This is a genomic window from Pantoea sp. SGAir0184 (genome assembly GCF_043544755.1).
Genome location: NZ_CP028050.1, coordinates 2,013,235 through 2,031,858 on the forward strand (window position 1 = coordinate 2,013,235; position 18,624 = coordinate 2,031,858).

The 18,624-nt window shown below is 56.4% G+C and carries 16 protein-coding genes; 5 read left to right on the forward strand and 11 right to left on the reverse strand.

Annotated elements, in window-relative coordinates:
• The first annotated feature begins 12 nt into the window (after positions 1–12).
• Complete coding sequence (gene dadX, locus C1N60_RS09450; RefSeq protein WP_394521714.1) at positions 13–1,083, forward strand: catabolic alanine racemase DadX; 1,071 nt, start codon at positions 13–15, stop codon at positions 1,081–1,083.
• On the opposite strand, the gene C1N60_RS09455 is transcribed toward dadX, so the two are convergent.
• From C1N60_RS09455 to yeaG, 6 genes are all read right to left on the reverse strand, one after another.
• The gene (locus C1N60_RS09455) at positions 1,076–2,269 is read right to left on the reverse strand and encodes a multidrug effflux MFS transporter (protein ID WP_238561973.1); all 1,194 of its coding nucleotides are present in this window, start codon (positions 2,267–2,269) and stop codon (positions 1,076–1,078) included. The genes dadX and C1N60_RS09455 overlap by 8 nt on opposite strands.
• 120 nt (positions 2,270–2,389) lie before the next feature.
• Entirely contained in the window at positions 2,390–3,856 is a 1,467-nt protein-coding gene (wbaP, locus tag C1N60_RS09460; RefSeq protein WP_058757724.1) for an undecaprenyl-phosphate galactose phosphotransferase WbaP, read from the reverse strand.
• Between the two features lie 378 nt (positions 3,857–4,234).
• Positions 4,235–4,468 (reverse strand): DUF1480 family protein, encoded by a 234-nt coding sequence (locus C1N60_RS09465; protein WP_021510054.1) that lies wholly within the window; start codon positions 4,466–4,468, stop codon positions 4,235–4,237.
• A gap of 75 nt (positions 4,469–4,543) precedes the next feature.
• Positions 4,544–6,271, reverse strand: a complete 1,728-nt coding sequence (locus C1N60_RS09470) for a potassium/proton antiporter (RefSeq protein WP_021510055.1) — start codon at positions 6,269–6,271, stop codon at positions 4,544–4,546.
• A gap of 231 nt (positions 6,272–6,502) precedes the next feature.
• Positions 6,503–7,777: a YeaH/YhbH family protein gene (locus C1N60_RS09475; protein ID WP_031280211.1), complete on the reverse strand. Its 1,275-nt coding sequence runs from the start codon at positions 7,775–7,777 to the stop codon at positions 6,503–6,505.
• A gap of 90 nt (positions 7,778–7,867) precedes the next feature.
• A complete protein-coding gene (gene yeaG / locus C1N60_RS09480; protein ID WP_021510057.1) occupies positions 7,868–9,802 on the reverse strand; it encodes a protein kinase YeaG in 1,935 nt (644 codons plus the stop codon).
• 409 nt (positions 9,803–10,211) lie between these two features.
• Between yeaG and C1N60_RS09485 the strand changes: the two genes are divergently transcribed.
• Both C1N60_RS09485 and C1N60_RS09490 read left to right on the forward strand, forming a co-directional pair.
• Complete coding sequence (locus C1N60_RS09485; protein WP_058774604.1) at positions 10,212–10,961, forward strand: MipA/OmpV family protein; 750 nt, start codon at positions 10,212–10,214, stop codon at positions 10,959–10,961.
• Positions 10,962–11,044: 83 nt separating this feature from the next.
• Positions 11,045–11,893: an aldo/keto reductase gene (locus tag C1N60_RS09490; protein WP_152390960.1), complete on the forward strand. Its 849-nt coding sequence runs from the start codon at positions 11,045–11,047 to the stop codon at positions 11,891–11,893.
• Between the two features lie 24 nt (positions 11,894–11,917).
• On the opposite strand, the gene C1N60_RS09495 is transcribed toward C1N60_RS09490, so the two are convergent.
• Both C1N60_RS09495 and gapA read right to left on the reverse strand, forming a co-directional pair.
• The gene (locus C1N60_RS09495) at positions 11,918–12,793 is read right to left on the reverse strand and encodes a D-hexose-6-phosphate mutarotase (protein ID WP_058771253.1); all 876 of its coding nucleotides are present in this window, start codon (positions 12,791–12,793) and stop codon (positions 11,918–11,920) included.
• 74 nt (positions 12,794–12,867) lie between these two features.
• A complete protein-coding gene (gapA, locus tag C1N60_RS09500) occupies positions 12,868–13,866 on the reverse strand; it encodes a glyceraldehyde-3-phosphate dehydrogenase (protein WP_021510061.1) in 999 nt (332 codons plus the stop codon).
• A gap of 338 nt (positions 13,867–14,204) precedes the next feature.
• Between gapA and msrB the strand changes: the two genes are divergently transcribed.
• A complete protein-coding gene (gene msrB, locus C1N60_RS09505) occupies positions 14,205–14,615 on the forward strand; it encodes a peptide-methionine (R)-S-oxide reductase MsrB (RefSeq protein ID WP_021510062.1) in 411 nt (136 codons plus the stop codon).
• A gap of 2 nt (positions 14,616–14,617) precedes the next feature.
• Complete coding sequence (locus C1N60_RS09510; protein ID WP_104189023.1) at positions 14,618–14,899, forward strand: YeaC family protein; 282 nt, start codon at positions 14,618–14,620, stop codon at positions 14,897–14,899.
• A gap of 35 nt (positions 14,900–14,934) precedes the next feature.
• Here the strand turns inward: C1N60_RS09510 and pncA are convergent, their stop codons facing one another.
• From pncA to sppA, 3 genes are all read right to left on the reverse strand, one after another.
• Entirely contained in the window at positions 14,935–15,543 is a 609-nt protein-coding gene (pncA, locus tag C1N60_RS09515) for a bifunctional nicotinamidase/pyrazinamidase (RefSeq protein ID WP_058781815.1), read from the reverse strand.
• Between the two features lie 16 nt (positions 15,544–15,559).
• Positions 15,560–16,573: an asparaginase gene (gene ansA, locus C1N60_RS09520; protein WP_058757717.1), complete on the reverse strand. Its 1,014-nt coding sequence runs from the start codon at positions 16,571–16,573 to the stop codon at positions 15,560–15,562.
• 85 nt (positions 16,574–16,658) lie between these two features.
• Entirely contained in the window at positions 16,659–18,515 is a 1,857-nt protein-coding gene (gene sppA / locus C1N60_RS09525; RefSeq protein ID WP_394521715.1) for a signal peptide peptidase SppA, read from the reverse strand.
• Between the last annotated feature and the right edge of the window lie 109 nt (positions 18,516–18,624).

Here is an 18,624-nt window from a genome sequence, read left to right on the forward strand (position 1 = left end):
GAGAGTAAAAACATGTCACGTCCTACGGGTGCCACCATTAATCAACAGGCGCTGCGCCACAATCTGGCGATTGTGCGTCAGGCGGCACCGCACGCGCGCGTCTGGTCGGTGGTGAAGGCCAATGCCTACGGCCACGGCATTGCCCGCGTATGGCAGAGTCTGGCGGAGACCGACGGTTTCGCGCTGCTGAATATGGAAGAGGCGATCCTGCTGCGCGAGCAGGGCTGGAAAAAGCCAATTCTGCTGCTGGAAGGCTTCTTTCACGCCGATGACCTGACGCTGATCGATCGCTATCGCCTGACCACCAGCGTACATAGTAACTGGCAGATTCAGGCGCTGGCGAAGGCGCAGCTGTCGGCGCCAGTCGATGTTTATCTGAAGATCAACAGCGGCATGAACCGTCTCGGTTTTCGTCCGGAACAGGCGCAGGCGGCCTGGCACAAGCTGCGTGCGTTGCCCAGCGTGGGGGAAATGACGCTGATGGCGCACTTTGCCGATGCGGAAAACCCGCAGGGGCTGGTGGAACCGATGCAGCGCGTCGAACAGGCGGCGGAAGGGCTGAACTGTCCGCGTTCGCTTGCCAACTCAGCGACCACGCTGTGGCATCCGCAGGCGCATTTTGACTGGGTGCGGCCCGGCATTATTCTCTACGGCGCGTCACCGAGCGGCGACTGGCAGGATATCGCCAGTACCGGTCTGCAGCCGGTAATGACGCTCAGCAGTGAAATTATTGGCGTACAGCAGATCGGTGCCGGCGAGGGTGTTGGCTACGGTTATCGCTACCACGCGGCCGCGCCACAGCGTATCGGTATTGTGGCCTGTGGCTATGCTGACGGCTATCCGCGCCATGCGCCGACCGGTACGCCGGTCAGCGTTGATGGCATCCGCACGCAAACGCTTGGGGCGATCTCGATGGACATGATGATGATTGACCTCGAACCCTGCCCGCAGGCGGGTATCGGTTCGCGCGTGGAGCTGTGGGGCAACGAGGTGAAAATTGATGAGGTAGCGAAAGCCGCCGGAACGGTAGGCTACGAGCTGATGTGTGCACTCGCGCCGCGCGTCCCGGTCACGCTTAGTTAAGCGCCGTCACTGTACCACGCATGTTCTTACTGCAGCGCCAGGCGATCAGCGCCAGCGCTGCACCCACCAGCATCATCAGCGCTAACGCTGATTTCTCCGCCACCGGCAGCGCCACCATCGCCAGGCTGCCACCTGCACCGCCCGCCATCTGGATAAATCCCTGCAGCGCCGCTGCCACACCCGCCTGCTGCTGATACGGCTCCAGCGCATAGCTGGTGGCCGGACCGACGGTGAAGGCCAGGCCGGCTACCGAGATCGCCACCGGAATCATGTACAGCGACCAGTGCGTCTGCCAGGCCGCAGGTAACAGCGTCATCCCCGCCACCAGCAGCAGCGCACCGAGCAGCATGGTGACAAACCCCATGGCGAGACAAAATGGCCGGCCCGCCTTGCGAATGGTTTTATTAACAAAGGCGCTGACCAGCATGATCCAGAAACCGTTGGCGCCAAAGGCAAAGGAAAACTGCAGCGGCGTCAGGCCACCTTCGGTCATCAACACGTGCGGCGCCAGCGAAACGTAGGTCAGCACCATGCCGAGCGCGCCCGCGTTGGCAAAGGCGAAAGCGAGAAAGCGCGGCTGCCGGGCGATGGCAGCATACTGCGCCAGCGGCAGCCCTTTAACGCGCAGCGTGTCCGCCGGACGCGTTTCCGGCAGTGCGACCACCACAATGACGCCAATCACCAGCGCATAGCCGCACAGGAACCAGAAGGGCGCACGCCAGCCATAGGCTTCCGCCAGAATACCGCCGAGCAGCGGTGCCAGCGCCGGCACGATGTTCAGCGCGCCATTGAGGAAACCATAAGCGCGCGCCGCGGCATCGCCGCTCAGCCGATCGCGCACGCCGCTAAATGCCACCACCGCGCTACAGCATACCGCGCAGCCCTGAATCAGGCGCGCCAGGAAGAACACCGGCCAGACGGTGGCGGTTGCAGCCACTGCGCTGCCGATGATGTAGAGCGCGAGGCCGATCAGCGCGATCGGCTTACGGCCAAAATTATCCACCAGCGGACCAGTAACCAGCTGACCGATACCCATCACCAGCAAAAACAGCGGAATGGTGGTCTGGATCAGACTGACCGGGCTATGAAGACCGTCGGCAATCTGCGGCAGCGTGGGGAGGTAGAGATCAATGCCCAGCGGTGCCAGCAGCACCAGGCTCAAAAGGAGTAGGGTAAACTTTTGCATTACGAACCAGTAACGTCCTGTTAAACAGGCGAGAAGGGTAATGAGTCTGCGGCCAAAAAGAAAGGGCTAAAACGAAAAGGCGATGTCTGCCGGGACGGCGCAGACATCGCGTCGAGGGTATCAGTAAGCACCGTCGCGGCGCAGCACCACGCCAGCGGTTTTGAACAGAATGGCGATGTCGGTCCACAGCGCCCAGTTCTTCACGTACCAGGAGTCAAAATAGACGCGCGTGTCGTAGTCGATATCGTTACGCCCGCTGACCTGCCACAAGCCGGTCATGCCCGGTTTGGCCATCAGATAGTAGTCGACATCGCCCGCGTAGCGTTCCAGCTCAGCTTCAATCACCGGACGCGGTCCCACCAGACTCATTTCGCCGCGAATCACGTTCCACAGCTGGGGCAGTTCATCCAGGCTGGTTTTCCGCAGGAAGCCACCGATTTTGGTGATGCGCGGATCGTTCTTCAGTTTGAAATCACGATCCCACTCAGCGCGCGCTTCGGCACTGGTGGCCAGCAGATTCTGCAGCACTTCCTGCGAGTTGGTCACCATTGAACGGAACTTCAGGCACTTAAACTTCACGCCATCCTGACCGACGCGCTCGTGGCCGTAAATAGCGTTACCGCCATCGCGCTTCACCATCCAGCACAGCAGACCGAACACCGGGGCAAGAAACAGCAGCAGCAGTGAGGCAACCACCACGTCGAAAGTGCGCTTGAGGAAACGCGAGGAGCGTTTCGCCAGGTTGTTACTGACGCGCAGGATCATCACTTCATGGCTGAAGATAAACGACATATCGGTGCCATACAGCGGCACACCGCGCAGCGTAGGGATAACCGAAATTGAGCGGCATTTCATCTTGGACAGAAACTTCAGCCATTTATCGCGCACCACCTGCTGTTCAAATTCGGTGGCGACGATAAATTGCGTGTTGTCACGGTCCATGGTTTGCCAGTTGATGTCTTTCCAGGTAATAACCGGCACGCCGTTAACACTTTCCTGGTGAGGCTCATCATCCAGCGAGATAAACGCCTGCACGTTATAGCCCAGAATCTCCTCGCTCTGCAGCGCTGCGTAGGCTTCCATGGCGTTTTTACCGGAGCCGATGATAATGGTCTCTTTCTGCCACTGGCCAGCGCGATTGATGGCACGCTTCACGCCGGCGCGCATCAGCGGCAGCAGCAGCAGGGCATAGGTCCAGCTAAACACCCACACCATGCGCGAGAAGTCCCATTTGGAAAAGGCAATCAGCGCCAGATCCAGCAGCGAAAACACAAACAGCGTTTTGACAATTTCTTTCAGCTCAAACCAGAACGGTTTGCGGTAGGTATAGTGGCGCATACGCACCCAGAACCAGGCTGTGCACAGCACTGACAGACCTAACTGTGCGACAAAGCGGTATTCAATTTGCTGCGGCGGAATAAAACTGTCCAGTTCTCCCCAAATACCCTGGACGGTGGCCGCGGATAAAAATAATGCCAGGTTCAGTGCAATTAAATCCGAAAAGCTGAGTGCCACTTTCGCGATGAGATTTTTGCGCAGTCCGCTCCACGAGCGGGTTGCATCGTTCATTACCAATGTACTTGCCATAAAACCTGCTCTCTTTTCTTAAGTAAAAGATGGCCTGACCAGAATCAAGTACGCGCTCAGGAGTCGTCCGCTGAAAGCAGAAATAAAATAATATTCAGCGAGATATGAGTCAGTGCTGCCATAAGCGCTGCATGGAAAGGGCCGTTTGAGACGTGATTTACGTCACGAAAAGCTGCAGCAACGTTTAAGAGTATGCAGGAGTTATTTGACAGAGTTAATATGGAAAGAGTCTGAAAAAACAATATTTGATTAAAGTACGGACTACCTAATCTGTTGAAAAATAATATTAAAAGTAAAAGGTGCCATGAAATAACAGACTATTTTAAGACTACTTTTCGGAATGACCGCCAGTCAAAGTGAATGGCGGTGAGGAAAATATCAGGCCGGTTTTTTCAATACCCAGCGGTCTTGCTGCTTGTCATAGTGGCCGATCTGCAGATCGACCGGTTCGCCATCAATCCACGCCGGTACGCTGGTTTCATGATCCCAGCCGTCGAGCTGATAACTCAGGCCGGGGTTGGTATGGCAGGGGATGCCGACGGTATCCAGCTTCTCCACATCCATTACTGCATCGACGATCTCGTAACGACCAATCTTCACCACGTGTCCCATCATCTTCTCCCGTTTGCTGGGTGGAATAGTGATCATAGACGCTGACACGCAGTTTACGAGCGATACGGCCTCGGATTATTCCTTCTCTTCCCGCACGCGTACCCCGATTTTGACGATTTGGTTATCCTCTTTTTCCGCCACCGTCCACGTCAGCTGGTTCCACTCGACCTGATCTCCCACCACCGGCGTGCTGCCGAGCAGACCCATAATCAACTGGCCGAGCGACTGCTGATCGTTAGTCTCTTCATCAAGCTCCAGGCCATAGATCTGCGCGACATCGCGCAGGCGCGCCTCGGCATCAAGGATAAAGTCACCAAAGAAGCGCTGATCCAGCGCCACCGGCGGCGTCTGGCTGAACATTTTGCCCAGCGCCGGCAGGTCGCGCTCGCGGCCAATAACGCACAGCACGTCACCCTCTTTCAGACGCGTATTGCCGTTGGGGTGCATCAGCGCGTTATCGCGGAACAGGGCGGCAATACGCGTTTCGCGCGGCATTTGTAAATCGCGCAGCGCGGCGCCGACGCACCATTTGTCGGCGCTGAGCTGATAAACAAACTGCTCCCACGGATTTTCCGGATGGATATCCAGCCCGACGCGGCTGATGGGTGACGCGGTCGGCGGTACCACTACCTTAGCCCGTTTAGCGGCATAGCCCAGCGACGTGCCCTGCAGCATCAGAGATACCAGTACCACGAAGAAGGCGATATTGAAGTAGAGTTTTGAATTCTCCAGCCCGGCCATCATCGGGAACACCGCGAGGATAATCGGCACCGCACCGCGCAGGCCTACCCAGCTGATAAAGATGCGTTCACGTCCGGTAAAGCCTTTAAACGGCAGCAGCCCGACCAGAATCGACAGCGGACGCGCCACCAGAATCAGCCACAGCGAGAGAATCATCGCCGGCAGCGCGATATGCCACAGATCAGACGGCGTCACCAGCAGGCCAAGCACGATAAACATACCAATCTGGCTCAGCCAGGCCATGCCGTCGAAAGTTTGCAGAATGCCGTGGCGGTTACGAATCGGGCTGTTGCCCAGCAGGAAACCACACAGATAGACCGCCAGGATGCCGCTGCCTTCCATCACCGTGGTCAGGGCAAACACAATGATGCCGCCGCTCAGCGCCAGCAGCGGATAGAGCCCTTGCGCCAGGCTGATGCGGTTGATCAGTTGCTGCAGCGCCCAACCGCCGCCCAGTCCGAGCACAATGCCCAGGCCGAACTGCTGCACCAGATGCACCACAAACATCCAGCTCAGACCGCTCTGCCCCTGCTGGATCATGTCGATCAGCGTAATGGTAAGAAACACCGCCATCGGATCGTTACTGCCTGATTCAATCTCCAGCGTGGAACTGACACGCTCGTTAAGCCCTTTGTCGCCCAGCAGTGAAAACACCGCTGCGGCGTCGGTCGAGCCGATAATGGCGCCAATCAGGAAGCCCTGCATCAGATCGAGCTTAAACAGCCAGGCGGCAGCCAGACCGGTGAGGCCGGCGGTAATCATCACGCCAACGGTGGCCAGCGACAGCGCCGGACCAAGCGCCACCTTGAACGAGCTGGCCTTGGTGCGCATGCCGCCGTCGAGCAGAATGATGGCCAGCGCCAGGTTGGACACCAGATAGGCCACCGGATAGTTATCAAAGGCAATACCGCCGATGCCGTCCACGCCGGTCAGCATCCCCAGCGCCAGGAAGATCACCAGAATCGGGATACCGAGACGCGACGAGAAGGAACTCAGCAGAATACTTGCTGCGACCAGCACGGAACCAATAATGAACAAACTGTAAATCATGCTGGCATTCAACGGCGTTCTCCTGCGGCGGGGCATAAAAAAGCAAATTGCGGGCAATTCACACAGACAAGGTGAAAAGATAATGCCTTATCAATAGCTTGTCAGCGGTTAATTGCACATTTTTTCATTCTGTGGCGTGCTATCCCATAGAAGGTTAAATCCGCACAGAAAAACAGCAGGGTTTTCAGAGGGGTTAAGCCGGGCGGGGTAAAGAAAAAGCCGGTCGGTGACCGGCTGGTAAACTCAGGCTTCAGCGACCTGTTTGTGGAAAAGCTCACGAAATACCGGGTAGATGTCTTCCGGCTCGCGGATGTGCTGAATGGCAAAGTTATCAAACATCGCCTGCAGATGCTCATACTCGCGCCACAGGGTTTGGTGCGCCCGTCGGGTAATCTCAATGTAGCTGTAGTAGCGCACCACCGGCAGAATATGCTTCGCCAGAATTTCATGACACAACGGTGAGTCATCCGCCCAGTTATCGCCGTCCGAGGCCTGCGCCGCATAGATATTCCACTGCGACGGGTCATAACGCTCTTTCACCACTTCGTCCATCAGCTTAAGCGCGCTGGAGACGATAGTGCCGCCGGTCTCCTGAGAGTAGAAGAACTCCTGTTCATCGACTTCTTTCGCCTGAGTATGGTGACGGATATACACCACATCGACGTTTTTGTAAGTCCGGCTGAGGAACAGATAGAGCAGGATATAAAAGCGTTTCGCCATATCCTTGGTCGCCTGGTCCATCGAGCCGGAAACGTCCATTAAGCAGAACATTACCGCCTGGCTGGACGGTTCAGGCCGCTTCTCGAAATTCTTGTAACGCAGGTCAAAGGTGTCGATAAACGGCACGCGCTCAATGCGCGCCCGCAGTTCCGCAATCTCTTTACGCAGCCGCTCCTCTTCCAGCAGTTGCGCCGGCTCGCTGTTTTCGACTTCGCTCAGTGTGGCTTCAAGTTCGTGCAGCATACGACGCTTGCCTGCGGTCATGGCGGTTCTTCGCGCCAGCGAGTTTTGCAGCGAGCGCACCACGCTGATATTGGCCGGCACGCCATTCGAGGTGAAGCCCGCGCGGTGAGTTTTGTACTCATTGAGCTGGCGATGCTGATTTTTGCGCAGGTTAGGCAGCGCTAAGTCTTCAAACAGCAGATCGAGGTACTCATCCTTCGATATCTGAAACACAAACTCGTCCTGACCTTCTCCGTCCTGGCTGGCATTACCCTGACCGCTGCCGCCACCACCGCCGCCCTGCGGCCGCTCAATGCGGTCGTTTTGCACAAAGTGGTCGTTCCCCGGATGCACGCGATGACGACTGCCGCCGCGCCCCTGATGGAAAATCGGCTCGTTGATGTCGTCAACAGGAATCGACACCGATTCGCCACTCTCCACGTCGGTGACCGAACGCTTGTTGATGGCCTCGGAGATCGACTGTTTGATTTGCGACTTATAACGGCGCAAAAAGCGCTGCCGGTTGACCGCACTTTTATTCTTGCCGTTAAGACGCCGATCGATGAAATAGGCCATAAATTCCCCCAAACTACGCTGTAAGCCAGGCCGGAACGGGTCCGGCCTCCTCAGACGGCATGTGAACGCCGCGTAGCTTACCTCTGTCGATTATGACGATTTGCGCACGCGCAGATACCATTCGCACAGCAGACGCACCTGCTTGCGGGTATAGCCTTTTTCCATCATGCGATCGACAAAATCGTCGTGTTTTTTCTGTTCATCCGTCGATGTTTTGGTGTTGAACGAAATCACCGGCAGCAACTCCTCGGTGTTGGAGAACATTTTCTTCTCGATCACCGTGCGCAGTTTTTCGTAGCTGGTCCAGTTTGGATTGCGTCCGTTATTCTGCGCCCGTGCGCGCAGCACAAAGTTAACAATCTCGTTACGGAAATCTTTCGGATTACTGATCCCGGCAGGTTTCTCGATCTTTTCCAGCTCGGCGTTGAGTGATTCACGATCGAACAGCTGGCCGGTATCCGGATCGCGATACTCCTGATCCTGAATCCAGAAATCCGCGTAAGTGACGTAGCGGTCAAAGATGTTCTGACCATACTCCGAATAGGATTCGAGGTAAGCGGTCTGAATCTCTTTGCCAATGAACTCCGCATATTTCGGAATCAGATAGCCTTTCAGGTGTTCCAGATACTTCTCCGCCTGATCCTGCGGGAACTGCTCGCGCTCGATCTGCTGTTCCAGCACGTAAAACAGGTGCACCGGGTTAGCCGCTACTTCGGCATGGTCGAAGTTAAACACGCGTGACAGAATTTTAAACGCGAAGCGGGTCGACAGGCCGTTCATGCCTTCATCCACACCGGCGTAATCGTGATACTCCTGCCACGATTTCGCTTTCGGATCAGTGTCTTTCAGGCTTTCACCGTCATAGACGCGCATCTTCGAGTAGATGCTGGAGTTTTCTGGCTCTTTCAGGCGCGACAGAATCGAGAAACGTGCCAGCGTTTCCAGTGTGCCGGGTGCGCATGGCGCGGTGGTCAGCTCACTGTGGTTGAGCAGTTTTTCATAAATTTTGATCTCCTCGGACACGCGCAGGCAGTAAGGCACCTTCACGATGTACACACGGTCAAGGAAAGCTTCGTTGTTCTTGTTGTTACGGAATGTCACCCACTCTGATTCGTTGGAGTGCGCCAGAATAATGCCGTTAAACGGCAGGGCGGAAATCCCTTCGGTACCGTTATAGTTACCTTCCTGAGTGGCGGTCAGCAGCGGATGCAGCACTTTAATGGGTGCTTTAAACATCTCCACGAATTCCATGATGCCCTGGTTAGCGCGGCACAGCGCACCCGAATAGCCGTAGGCATCCGGATCGTTCTGCGCGTGGTTTTCCAGCTTACGGATATCCACTTTACCCACCAGCGCTGAAATATCCTGGTTGTTCTCATCACCCGGTTCGGTTTTGGCGATAGCCAGCTGTTCCAGAATCGACGGCCACACTTTCACCACTTTGAAGCGGGTGATGTCGCCGCCAAAGTCATGCAACCGTTTTGCCGCCCACGGCGACATGATGGTGCCAAGGTAACGCCGCGGCACGCCGTACTCTTTTTCCAGAATATTGGCGTCTTCCTGCGGATTAAACAGGCACAGCGGATGGTCATTGACCGGGCTGCGTTCACCGTCGGCACTCAGCACATAGATCGGCACGCGCTGCATCAACGCTTTAAGCCGTTCGGCCAGCGAGGATTTACCGCCGCCCACCGGGCCGAGCAGATACAGAATCTGTTTCTTCTCCTCCAGCCCCTGCGCGGCGTGTTTCAGGTAGGAGACGATCTGCTCAATCGCTTCCTCCATACCGTAAAACTCTTCAAAGGCCGGATAGCGTCCGATGACGCGGTTCGAGAAGATACGGGAAAGGCGAGGCTCCTGGGCAGTATCGACCATCACAGGCTCACCGATGGCCATCAATAGTCGTTCTGCCGCGTTGGCGTATGCACTGCGATCCTGCTTACAGATGGTGAGGAATTCCTGCAGTGTGAACTCTTCGTCCTTGGCAGCTTCATAACGCTGACGATAGTGATCGAATATATTCATAGCGATGCCCGTCCTTTCGTTTTTAGCACAGGTAAAGGAGCGTAATAAGATGCTCTTGCAGCTCCCGGAAGATATTCTTTATTGAGTACAGCAACCCTTATGCCAACCTGACGATTTTTTATCGGGATTCACAATTCTTATGGTTACTCTGCTCGTACAAAAAATTCTCGTCTTACTTTTACTGTAGAAGGCAATCAGAAAAATTGCTCCGTCTTTTCTCCTTATTTAGCGATATATCAATAACAAAGTCTCATAAGCGCTAAGGGCGTCACGCCCTTGCGGCAACAGGTGCGCTGCGTCTCAGACGCTTTTGACAGGATAAAAAGGAAATCAACATTAAAAGTTAAACCAGTGGCAAAATTTGGTTAGACTCTGCGTGTGATTGTTATATTAATGGAATGAATAAATTGTGAACCATTTCAAACTTAAAGCGCTTGCTCTGATGTGTCCTTGCTATTTTGCGGCGTTCAGCACTTACGCTGAACCCGTGTCACTTGGGGCTTCGGTTATTTATGCCCAGTCGCCGTACCGCGGCGGCCAGGACCGATATCTGCCGATCCCGGTCATCAATTATGAGGGGGAAAACTTTTGGTTCCGCAGCCTGCAGGGCGGTTATTACCTGTGGAAAGACCCGCAAAATCAGCTGTCGTTAACGCTGCTGGGCTCGCCGCAGCAGTATGACCCGAAAGATAACGATCTGGGCGATATGAAAGGGCTGGACAAGCGTCGCATGACGCTGATGGCCGGCGCGACTTATCGTCACGTCGCTGACTGGGGGATTGTGCGTACCGCGCTGCTGGGCGATGTGCTGAATAACAGCAACGGCATGATTTGGGACCTGACCTACCTGTACCGCTTTGATTTCGGCGCGTTCAGCCTGACACCGGGCATTGGCGCAATGTGGAACAGTGCCAACCAAAACCGCTATTACTACGGCGTTTCCGGCCACGAAAGCGCGCGTACCGGCATTGATCGCTATCACCCGGACGACAGCTGGTCGCCTTACGTCGAGATGAACGCCAGCTACCAGATTAGCGAGAGCTGGAACGCCAGCCTGTCAGGCCGTTACACCCGTTTCGCCAGCGAAATTAAAGACAGTCCGATGGTAGATAAAGACGGTCAGTTTACGCTGTGGACCGGCGTCAGCTACAGCTTCTGATGACCGCACGAACGCCTCATAATGAGGCGTTTTTGTTACCCTGCACCAATATTGCGCCCTGTAATGGCGCAACGGGAGGTGAGATGAAGACAATTCAGTTCAATGACGATACGCCGTTACCGGCTATCGGCCAGGGCACCTGGTATATGGGCGAAAATCCGGCACAGCGGGCGCAGGAAATCGCTGCGCTGCAGGCTGGACTGGACGCCGGACTGAAACTGATCGATACCGCTGAGATGTATGCCGAAGGCGGCGCGGAAGAGGTGGTCGGCGCTGCGCTGCGCGGACGGCGCGATCAAGCCTGGCTGGTATCAAAAGTTTACCCGTGGAACGCCGGTGAGGTCGATGCGATTGACGCCTGTGAGCGCAGTCTGCGCCGTCTGCAGACGGACTATCTCGATCTTTATCTGCTGCACTGGCGCGGTAATGTACCGCTGGAAGAGACCGTGCGCGCCATGCAAACGCTGCAGCAGCAGGGCAAAATCCGCCACTGGGGCGTCTCCAATTTTGATAGCGACGATCTGCAGGAGCTGTGGAGTGAAGCCGGAGGGATGGGCTGCGCGACTAATCAGGTGCTATACCATCTGGCTTCACGCGGTATTGAATTCGATTTACTGCCGCTCTGTCAGCAGCACCATACGCCCGTCATGGCTTACTGTCCGCTGGCGCAGGCCGGACGGCTGCGTCAGGCGCTGTTTGACGATGCGACTTTGCAGCAGATTGCACAACAGAAGGGCATCAGCATCGCTCAGTTGCTGTTGAGCTGGGTGATTCGCCAGCCGGGCGTAATGGCCATTCCCAAGGCGGGCAGCGTGGCGCACGTGCAGGAGAATGCGGCGGCCCTGAATATCACCCTGACCAGCGATGAGCTGGCGCTGCTGGATCGCGCCTTTCCGCCGCCGCAGCATAAACTGGCGCTGGATGTGGTGTAAACGGCGCGTGCGCGCCGTTCAGCATTACTTATTGCGGATTCTCAGCGTGACGCCAAGGCGGGCAGGGGTTTCTCCGGCACTTTTCATCGGTTTGCTAATCCGCGCCGTCTCCACGCATACCATGGTTTTATAACCATCATTAGGCATATCGGCCATGCTGCAGGACAGTGCCGGGCCAGGATTCCAGGTGACAACGTCACTTTGATAATGGTGATAGACTTCAATCTGGCGTTTACCGGCGCGATCGTGGATCACGCTGCAGTCTTCCGCTGCGGTATGAATGCGATCAACCCGATCGGGATAAGTTTGTTTCCCGTCCGCTGCGCTGCCGATGGCACTGTCCTGCACCTTATCGATGTAGCTGTTGCCGAGCCCGCTGACTTCAACCTGCGCAATGTCCGCCACCTGAAAATAGCTGTGCAGCGCGGCAGTGGCTTCATAATCGCCCCAGGCTTCCAGCTCAATCTCACAGTGTTCAGCAATGCGGAAGCGCGCCAGCAGTGTGAAGTCGTGCGGCCACAGTTTTTTCGTTTGTGCATTACTTTCCAGCGTGAACGTCAGCATGACCGCATCTTCGTTCTCATCATGCGCCGTCAGCGTCCACGGCTGATTGCGGGCAAAGCCATGCGCAGGTTCACCTGCCGGACCAAACCACGGCCAGCAGACCGGCACGCCGCCGCGAATGGCTTTTCCGCTGACGAATGGCGTCTTGTCGCTGAGCCAGATGGCGGGCTGCTGACCGGCCGGTTGCCATGCCAGCAGGTGCGCACCCTGCAGGGCAATGGCGGCGCGCACTTTCGGATGGCTGATCACCAGAATCGATAATTCACCCATCTGACGCTGCGACAGGTAAGGGGTGATCTGCGTCACCACGGGCAAGTTAAAGAGCGAATTGTGCATTGTCAGACCTTCTCTCATCCAATCGAAAAAAAAGGGGCGACCGAAGTCACCCCTTGTCTGTTTAGCCGGTTAGCTTACTTAGCAGCAACCAGTGCAATCAGATCCAGAACCTTGTTGGAGTAACCGGTTTCGTTATCGTACCAGGAAACCAGTTTCACAAAGTTGTCGTTCAGAGCGATACCGGCTTTCGCGTCGAACACGGAAGTCAGGGTTTCGCCGTTGAAGTCGGTAGAAACCACGTCGTCTTCGATGTAGCCCAGCACGTCTTTCATGTCACCTTCAGCAGCGGCTTTGATGGCTGCACAGATGTCTTTGTAAGACGCTGGTTTTTCCAGACGGACGGTCAGGTCAACCACAGACACGTTTGGCGTCGGTACGCGGAACGCCATACCGGTCAGTTTACCGTTCAGCTCTGGCAGAACTTTACCTACTGCTTTCGCTGCGCCAGTTGAAGATGGGATAATGTTCTGTGCTGCACCGCGGCCGCCGCGCCAGTCTTTGTGAGACGGGCCATCAACGGTTTTCTGGGTGGCGGTGGTGGCGTGAACAGTGGTCATCAGACCTTCAACGATACCGAACTTGTCGTTGATCACTTTAGCCAGCGGTGCCAGGCAGTTGGTGGTGCAGGAAGCGTTAGACACGATGTCCTGGCCGGCATATTTGTCGAAGTTGGCACCACGAACGAACATTGGGGTGTCATCTTTAGACGGGCCAGTCAGAACCACTTTCTTCGCGCCGGCAGTGATGTGTTTACGTGCGGTTTCGTCGGTCAGGAAGATACCGGTTGCTTCAGCAACAACGTCAACGCCCACTTCGTCCCATTTCAGGTTAGCCGGGTCTTTCTCAGCGGTAACACGGATTTTTTTACCGTTAACGATCAGCGCGCCATCTTTCACTTCTACGGTGCCGTCGAAACGACCGTGTGTAGAGTCATACTTCAGCATGTAAGCCATGTAATCGGCGTCGAGCAGGTCGTTGATCGCGACGATTTCGATGTCAGAACGCTGCTGAGCAGCACGGAAAACGATGCGACCGATACGGCCAAAACCGTTGATACCTACTTTGATAGTCATATATTCCACCAGCTATTTGTTAGTGAATAAAAGGTTGGCTGTAAAATTACAAAAACCTTACCAGGCGTCAAGCGGAATCGTGTCAATTGTTGCGACAGGTCAATTCCAGCGCCAGGAATAATTGGGTGCGCAAACGCTTGCGCAGCGCCCTTATTGCGCACCTATCTTACGCCGAATGCAGACTAAAAAGGGATGACTGTTGCAAAGAGTGATCGTCATCACAAAATTGCGCAGTGCTGGTCGGGGCAAAAGCATCCGCACGAAAAAAGACCCGGAAGATGTTGTTCGTTTGTTAGAATACTAGACGATTTTTACAGAATGACACTCCGGAACTCAAAATGGCTAAAGACACCGCACCCGAGGCAAAAATTGCCCAGCTGTCGGAAATGCAGCGCTACGTCACTCAGCATCGTGGAACCGAACCGCCTTTCACCGGCGCGCTGTTGCACAACAAGCAGGAGGGTATCTATCACTGCCTGGTCTGCAACGCACCGCTGTTTCTCTCCGAAACCAAGTATGACTCCGGCTGCGGCTGGCCGAGCTTTTACCAGCCGTATAACGATGAAGCTATCCGCTATCTGGAAGATGACTCGCACGGTATGCACCGCGTCGAAATCCGCTGCGGTAACTGCGACGCCCATCTGGGCCACGTCTTCCCGGATGGCCCGCAGCCAACCGGTGAGCGCTATTGTGTCAACTCAGCGTCGCTGAACTTTACCGACGAGCAGGGCAATCAGCACGAGGGCTGAGCATGAAGCAGGAACTGGAAGCAATGCTGGCGGCGATGACGCCGGAAGTCTACGAGCGCCTCGCCACCGCGGTGGAAACCGGCAAGTGGCCAGACGGCGTGGCGCTGACGCAGGATCAGAAAGATAACTGTCTGCAGCTGGTGATGCTGTGGCAGGCGCGGCACAACGACGAACCGCAGCACATGACCATCGGTAAAGGCGGCGAGATGGTGATGAAGTCGAAAAAACAGCTGAAGGAAGAGTGGGGAATCGAGTCCGACGTGACGCGCATCAACCTGCATTAACCGGCTGCAGGGCTGGAGAGCTCCAGCCCTGATTTTCAGATAATGACCGCACCCTGCGCCTGCATCTGCGCGATCGCGATCTCGCTGTCGTCCGGATTGAGATTGACGCCCCGGCAGCCTTCCTGCACCACCTCAACGTGATATCCCAGTTCCAGCGCATCCAGCACGCTGTACTTGACGCAGTAATCGGTCGCCAGGCCCAGCATCACCAGGTGAGTAATGCCGCGCTCGCGCAGCCAGCTGTCGAGCTCGGTTTTGCGGCGGTGCCCGTTATCGAAAAAGGCGCTGTAGCTATCCACATCCACATCGCCGCCTTTATGGAACACCGCATCAATCAGACTGCGATCGAGATCCGGATGGAAATCCGCGCCCTGTGAGTGCTGCACGCCGTGATCCGGCCACCAGATCTGCGCCAGACCATTCAGTTCACCGAGGGTATACACCGGCTCGCCAGAGACCGAGGCAAAGCTGCCGTGATTGGCCGGATGCCAGTCCTGCAACGCCACCACGCATTCACCGCGCGCGTGGAATTCGCGTGCATAGCGATTAGCAACGGCAACCGTCTGGTCACCTTCACGCACGGCCATCGGGCCGCCGGGGCAAAAATCGTTCTGAATATCGATGATTATCAATGCCCGCTTCATGGGATTTTGCTCCGTATCAGTCTTCGGTCAGTTCGCCACGTAAATTCTGCTGCATTTTGGCACGAATTTCAGCGCTGGTGAGGTTCTGGCTTAACAAAAAGTGCAGTTTAGTCAGGGTGGCCTCGACGGTCAGATCAAAACCACTGATCACGCCGGCGTGTTCCAGTGCGTTGCCGGTGGCGTAACCGCCCATGTTGACCTTGCCGGACATGCACTGCGTCAGGTTCACCACCACAATGCCGCGCTCGCTGGCCTGCTGCAGTTCGGCAAGAAACTCGGCGTTTTGTGGCGCGTTGCCCACACCGTAAGAGCGCAGAATCAGCGCCTTCACCGGCTGACGCAGGAAATTGCGCACCACGTCGGCAGAGATGCCTGGATAGATGGTCACCACGCCAATCGGCTGAGGCGTGATCGGATGGACGATCAGCTCACCGCTGCCGCGCGGTGCTGGTGGCGTATTGAGACGGCGAATATGGATGCCTGCTTCCAGCAGCGGCGACAGGTTCGGTGACGCAAACGCATTAAAGCCGTCGGCGTGGGCTTTGGTGGTGCGGTTACCGCGGAATAGCGTGTTGTTGAAGAACAGCGCCACTTCATTAATCGGATAGTTAGCCGCGACGTACAGCGAGTTCAGCAGGTTCTGCTGACCGTCTGAGCGCAACTCGGCCAGCGGGATCTGCGACCCGGTGACGATCACCGGCTTGGCCAGGTTCTCCAGCATGAACGACAGCGCCGACGCGGTGAACGCCATGGTATCGGTGCCATGCAGAATGACGAAACCGTCATAGCGATCGTAGTTCAGCTGGATGTCGTCTGCGATTGACTGCCAGTCCTGCGGCGTCATATCCGAGGAGTCAATCAGCGGATGGTATTCGTGGATGGTGAAATCCGGCATTTCCGGACGGTGAAACTCTGGCATCATCGCCAGCTGCTGCTGCAGATGGCCAGAGACCGGAATGTAACCCTGCGCGGAGCGTTGCATACCGATGGTCCCGCCCGTGTAGGCTACATAGATATTTTTCTTTTGCATGAATGGACTCAGACTTGCCGTAAAACGCGCAGTATAAGGGGATTAGCGGGGAAAAGCAGCCCGACCAGCGGCCGGGCTGTAAAGATTAGCGTACGTTGCCGCAGGTCAGGCAGAACGCGTAACGGTTTTGCGGATCGTTGAGATTATTCATCAGGCCGGGCTGCGCCTGCAGCGCGCCCATCACTTCGCTGACCGGTGCCGGCAGCCACACTTTCAGCGCGGCCGGCAGCACGGCCTGCGCCGACGCATTCATCTGGTTAAGCAGCAGGTCGATCATCCCCGGATCGTCCTGATACCAGCTCAGTTCAGGTTTCGCGACCTTCGCCAGCTCGGCGGCTTTGGCCACCGCATCGTCGAAGTCGCCCAGCGCATCCACCAGCCCGTTGGCTTTGGCATCGCTACCGGTCCAGACGTGACCCTGCGCAATGGCATCAATCTGCTGTGGCGTTTTATGGCGTGACGCCGCGACCAGACCGACAAAGTTGCGATAACCGTTTTCAATGGTCAGCTGCATCAGCTGCTGCACTTCAGTCGGCAGCGCTTTGGTGGTCGACACATCCGCCAGCGGCGAGGTGGCAACGCCATCGCTGTGCACACCGATGCTGCTCAGGCTATTCTCCACCGTATTGATCACGCCAAAGATGCCGATCGACCCGGTCAGGGTGCTCGGCGCAGCAACGATGTAGTCGGCCGGCGTGGAGATCCAGTAGCCGCCCGATGCCGCCATGCCGCCCATCGACACCACCACCGGCTTACCGGCATCGTGCGCCGCCGCCAGCTCTTCACGAATGGCCTCAGAGGCCGTTACGCTGCCGCCCGGGCTGTTGACGCGCAGCACAATGGCTTTGATTTTGTCGTCGAGGCGGGCGTCACGGATTTGCGCAGCGGTGGTGTCGCCACCGACGTTGCCGGCGCTCTCTTCGCCGTCCATGATGGCGCCGCTGGCGAGAATCACCGCAATGTTGCCATCCTGCTGCGTCGGTTGTTTGACGTTGTAGTCATAGATGCTGACGTTGCGGTAGTCATTGCTGGCTTTATCCCAGCCAAAGGTTTTCACCAGCTCGCGATCGGCGGCAGCGCGCGAATCCAGCACATCCACCAGTTTGTTATCCAGGGCATATTTAGCGGTATCGCCCTGAACGGCCTGCAGACCGCTGATGATGCCCGCCGCCCCCGGGAACAGCTGCTGCGGCGTGATTTGCCGGTTGGCGGACACCGTGTTGAGGTAGTTCTGCCACAGCTGGCCGACCCAGCGGCCATCAGCATCGCGCGCTTCCGGCGACATATCATCACGCAGGAAAGGTTCAACTGCGGACTTATAGGTGCCGACACGGAACACGTGTGAGCTGACTTTCAGCTTATCCAGCAGGGATTTGTAATAGAGGCCGTTGGTGGCGAAACCGTGCAGATCCACCGTGCCCTGCGGCGACAGATAGACCTTCGTGGCGTAGCTGGCGAGATAGTATTGCGCCTGGCTATAGCTGTCGCTGAGGGCAAAAATGGGTTTGCCCGCGTCGCGGAATTCGCGCAGCGCCTTACCCACGTACTGCAGCGAAGGCTGATCGCCGCCGGCAAAATCGCGCAGATCCAGCACCATGCCGGTGATATTTTTATCGCTCTTTGCCTGACGAATGGCATCGACCACATCAAACAACGAATTTTCCTGCAAACGATCGCTGCTGGCACCCAGCAGCTGGCGGCTGATGCGGCTCAGACGATTGCTGACCGACGGTTTGTCCACCAGCACGCCGCTCAGATCGACTTTCAGCGCACCCTGCTGCACCGGTTCACTGCTGCTGGCGCTGGATAGCTGCAGCCAGATGCCGACGCCGGCCAGAATTAACACAATCAGGAACAGATTCAGGATAAATTCCCGGATAAAATTCAGCACCCGCCAGCTCCAGCGGAACAGGCCAGCAATAATTCGCCACAATGTGCGCATAAACTCTCCATATTCACGTAGCCAGGGCAGCCGGTATGCGGTCTGCCCCGATGTCGGGTTCATCCTAAAGAGCAGCGTGCGAAAAGTCAGCAGGAAATCGCGCCAGACT

What these genes read in the sequence shown, in the direction of transcription:
- msrB (WP_021510062.1), top strand. Translation starts at nt 14,205, where the DNA reads ATGGCTAAAGACACCGCACCCGAGGCAAAAATTGCCCAGCTGTCGGAA.
- dadX (WP_394521714.1), top strand. Translation starts at nt 13, where the DNA reads ATGTCACGTCCTACGGGTGCCACCATTAATCAACAGGCGCTGCGCCAC.
- C1N60_RS09465 (WP_021510054.1), bottom strand. Translation starts at nt 4,468, where the DNA reads ATGGGACACGTGGTGAAGATTGGTCGTTACGAGATCGTCGATGCAGTA.
- yeaG (WP_021510057.1), bottom strand. Translation starts at nt 9,802, where the DNA reads ATGAATATATTCGATCACTATCGTCAGCGTTATGAAGCTGCCAAGGAC.
- sppA (WP_394521715.1), bottom strand. Translation starts at nt 18,515, where the DNA reads ATGCGCACATTGTGGCGAATTATTGCTGGCCTGTTCCGCTGGAGCTGG.
- ansA (WP_058757717.1), bottom strand. Translation starts at nt 16,573, where the DNA reads ATGCAAAAGAAAAATATCTATGTAGCCTACACGGGCGGGACCATCGGT.
- C1N60_RS09510 (WP_104189023.1), top strand. Translation starts at nt 14,618, where the DNA reads ATGAAGCAGGAACTGGAAGCAATGCTGGCGGCGATGACGCCGGAAGTC.
- pncA (WP_058781815.1), bottom strand. Translation starts at nt 15,543, where the DNA reads ATGAAGCGGGCATTGATAATCATCGATATTCAGAACGATTTTTGCCCC.
- wbaP (WP_058757724.1), bottom strand. Translation starts at nt 3,856, where the DNA reads ATGGCAAGTACATTGGTAATGAACGATGCAACCCGCTCGTGGAGCGGA.
- gapA (WP_021510061.1), bottom strand. Translation starts at nt 13,866, where the DNA reads ATGACTATCAAAGTAGGTATCAACGGTTTTGGCCGTATCGGTCGCATC.
- C1N60_RS09455 (WP_238561973.1), bottom strand. Translation starts at nt 2,269, where the DNA reads ATGCAAAAGTTTACCCTACTCCTTTTGAGCCTGGTGCTGCTGGCACCG.
- C1N60_RS09490 (WP_152390960.1), top strand. Translation starts at nt 11,045, where the DNA reads ATGAAGACAATTCAGTTCAATGACGATACGCCGTTACCGGCTATCGGC.
- C1N60_RS09495 (WP_058771253.1), bottom strand. Translation starts at nt 12,793, where the DNA reads ATGCACAATTCGCTCTTTAACTTGCCCGTGGTGACGCAGATCACCCCT.
- C1N60_RS09475 (WP_031280211.1), bottom strand. Translation starts at nt 7,777, where the DNA reads ATGGCCTATTTCATCGATCGGCGTCTTAACGGCAAGAATAAAAGTGCG.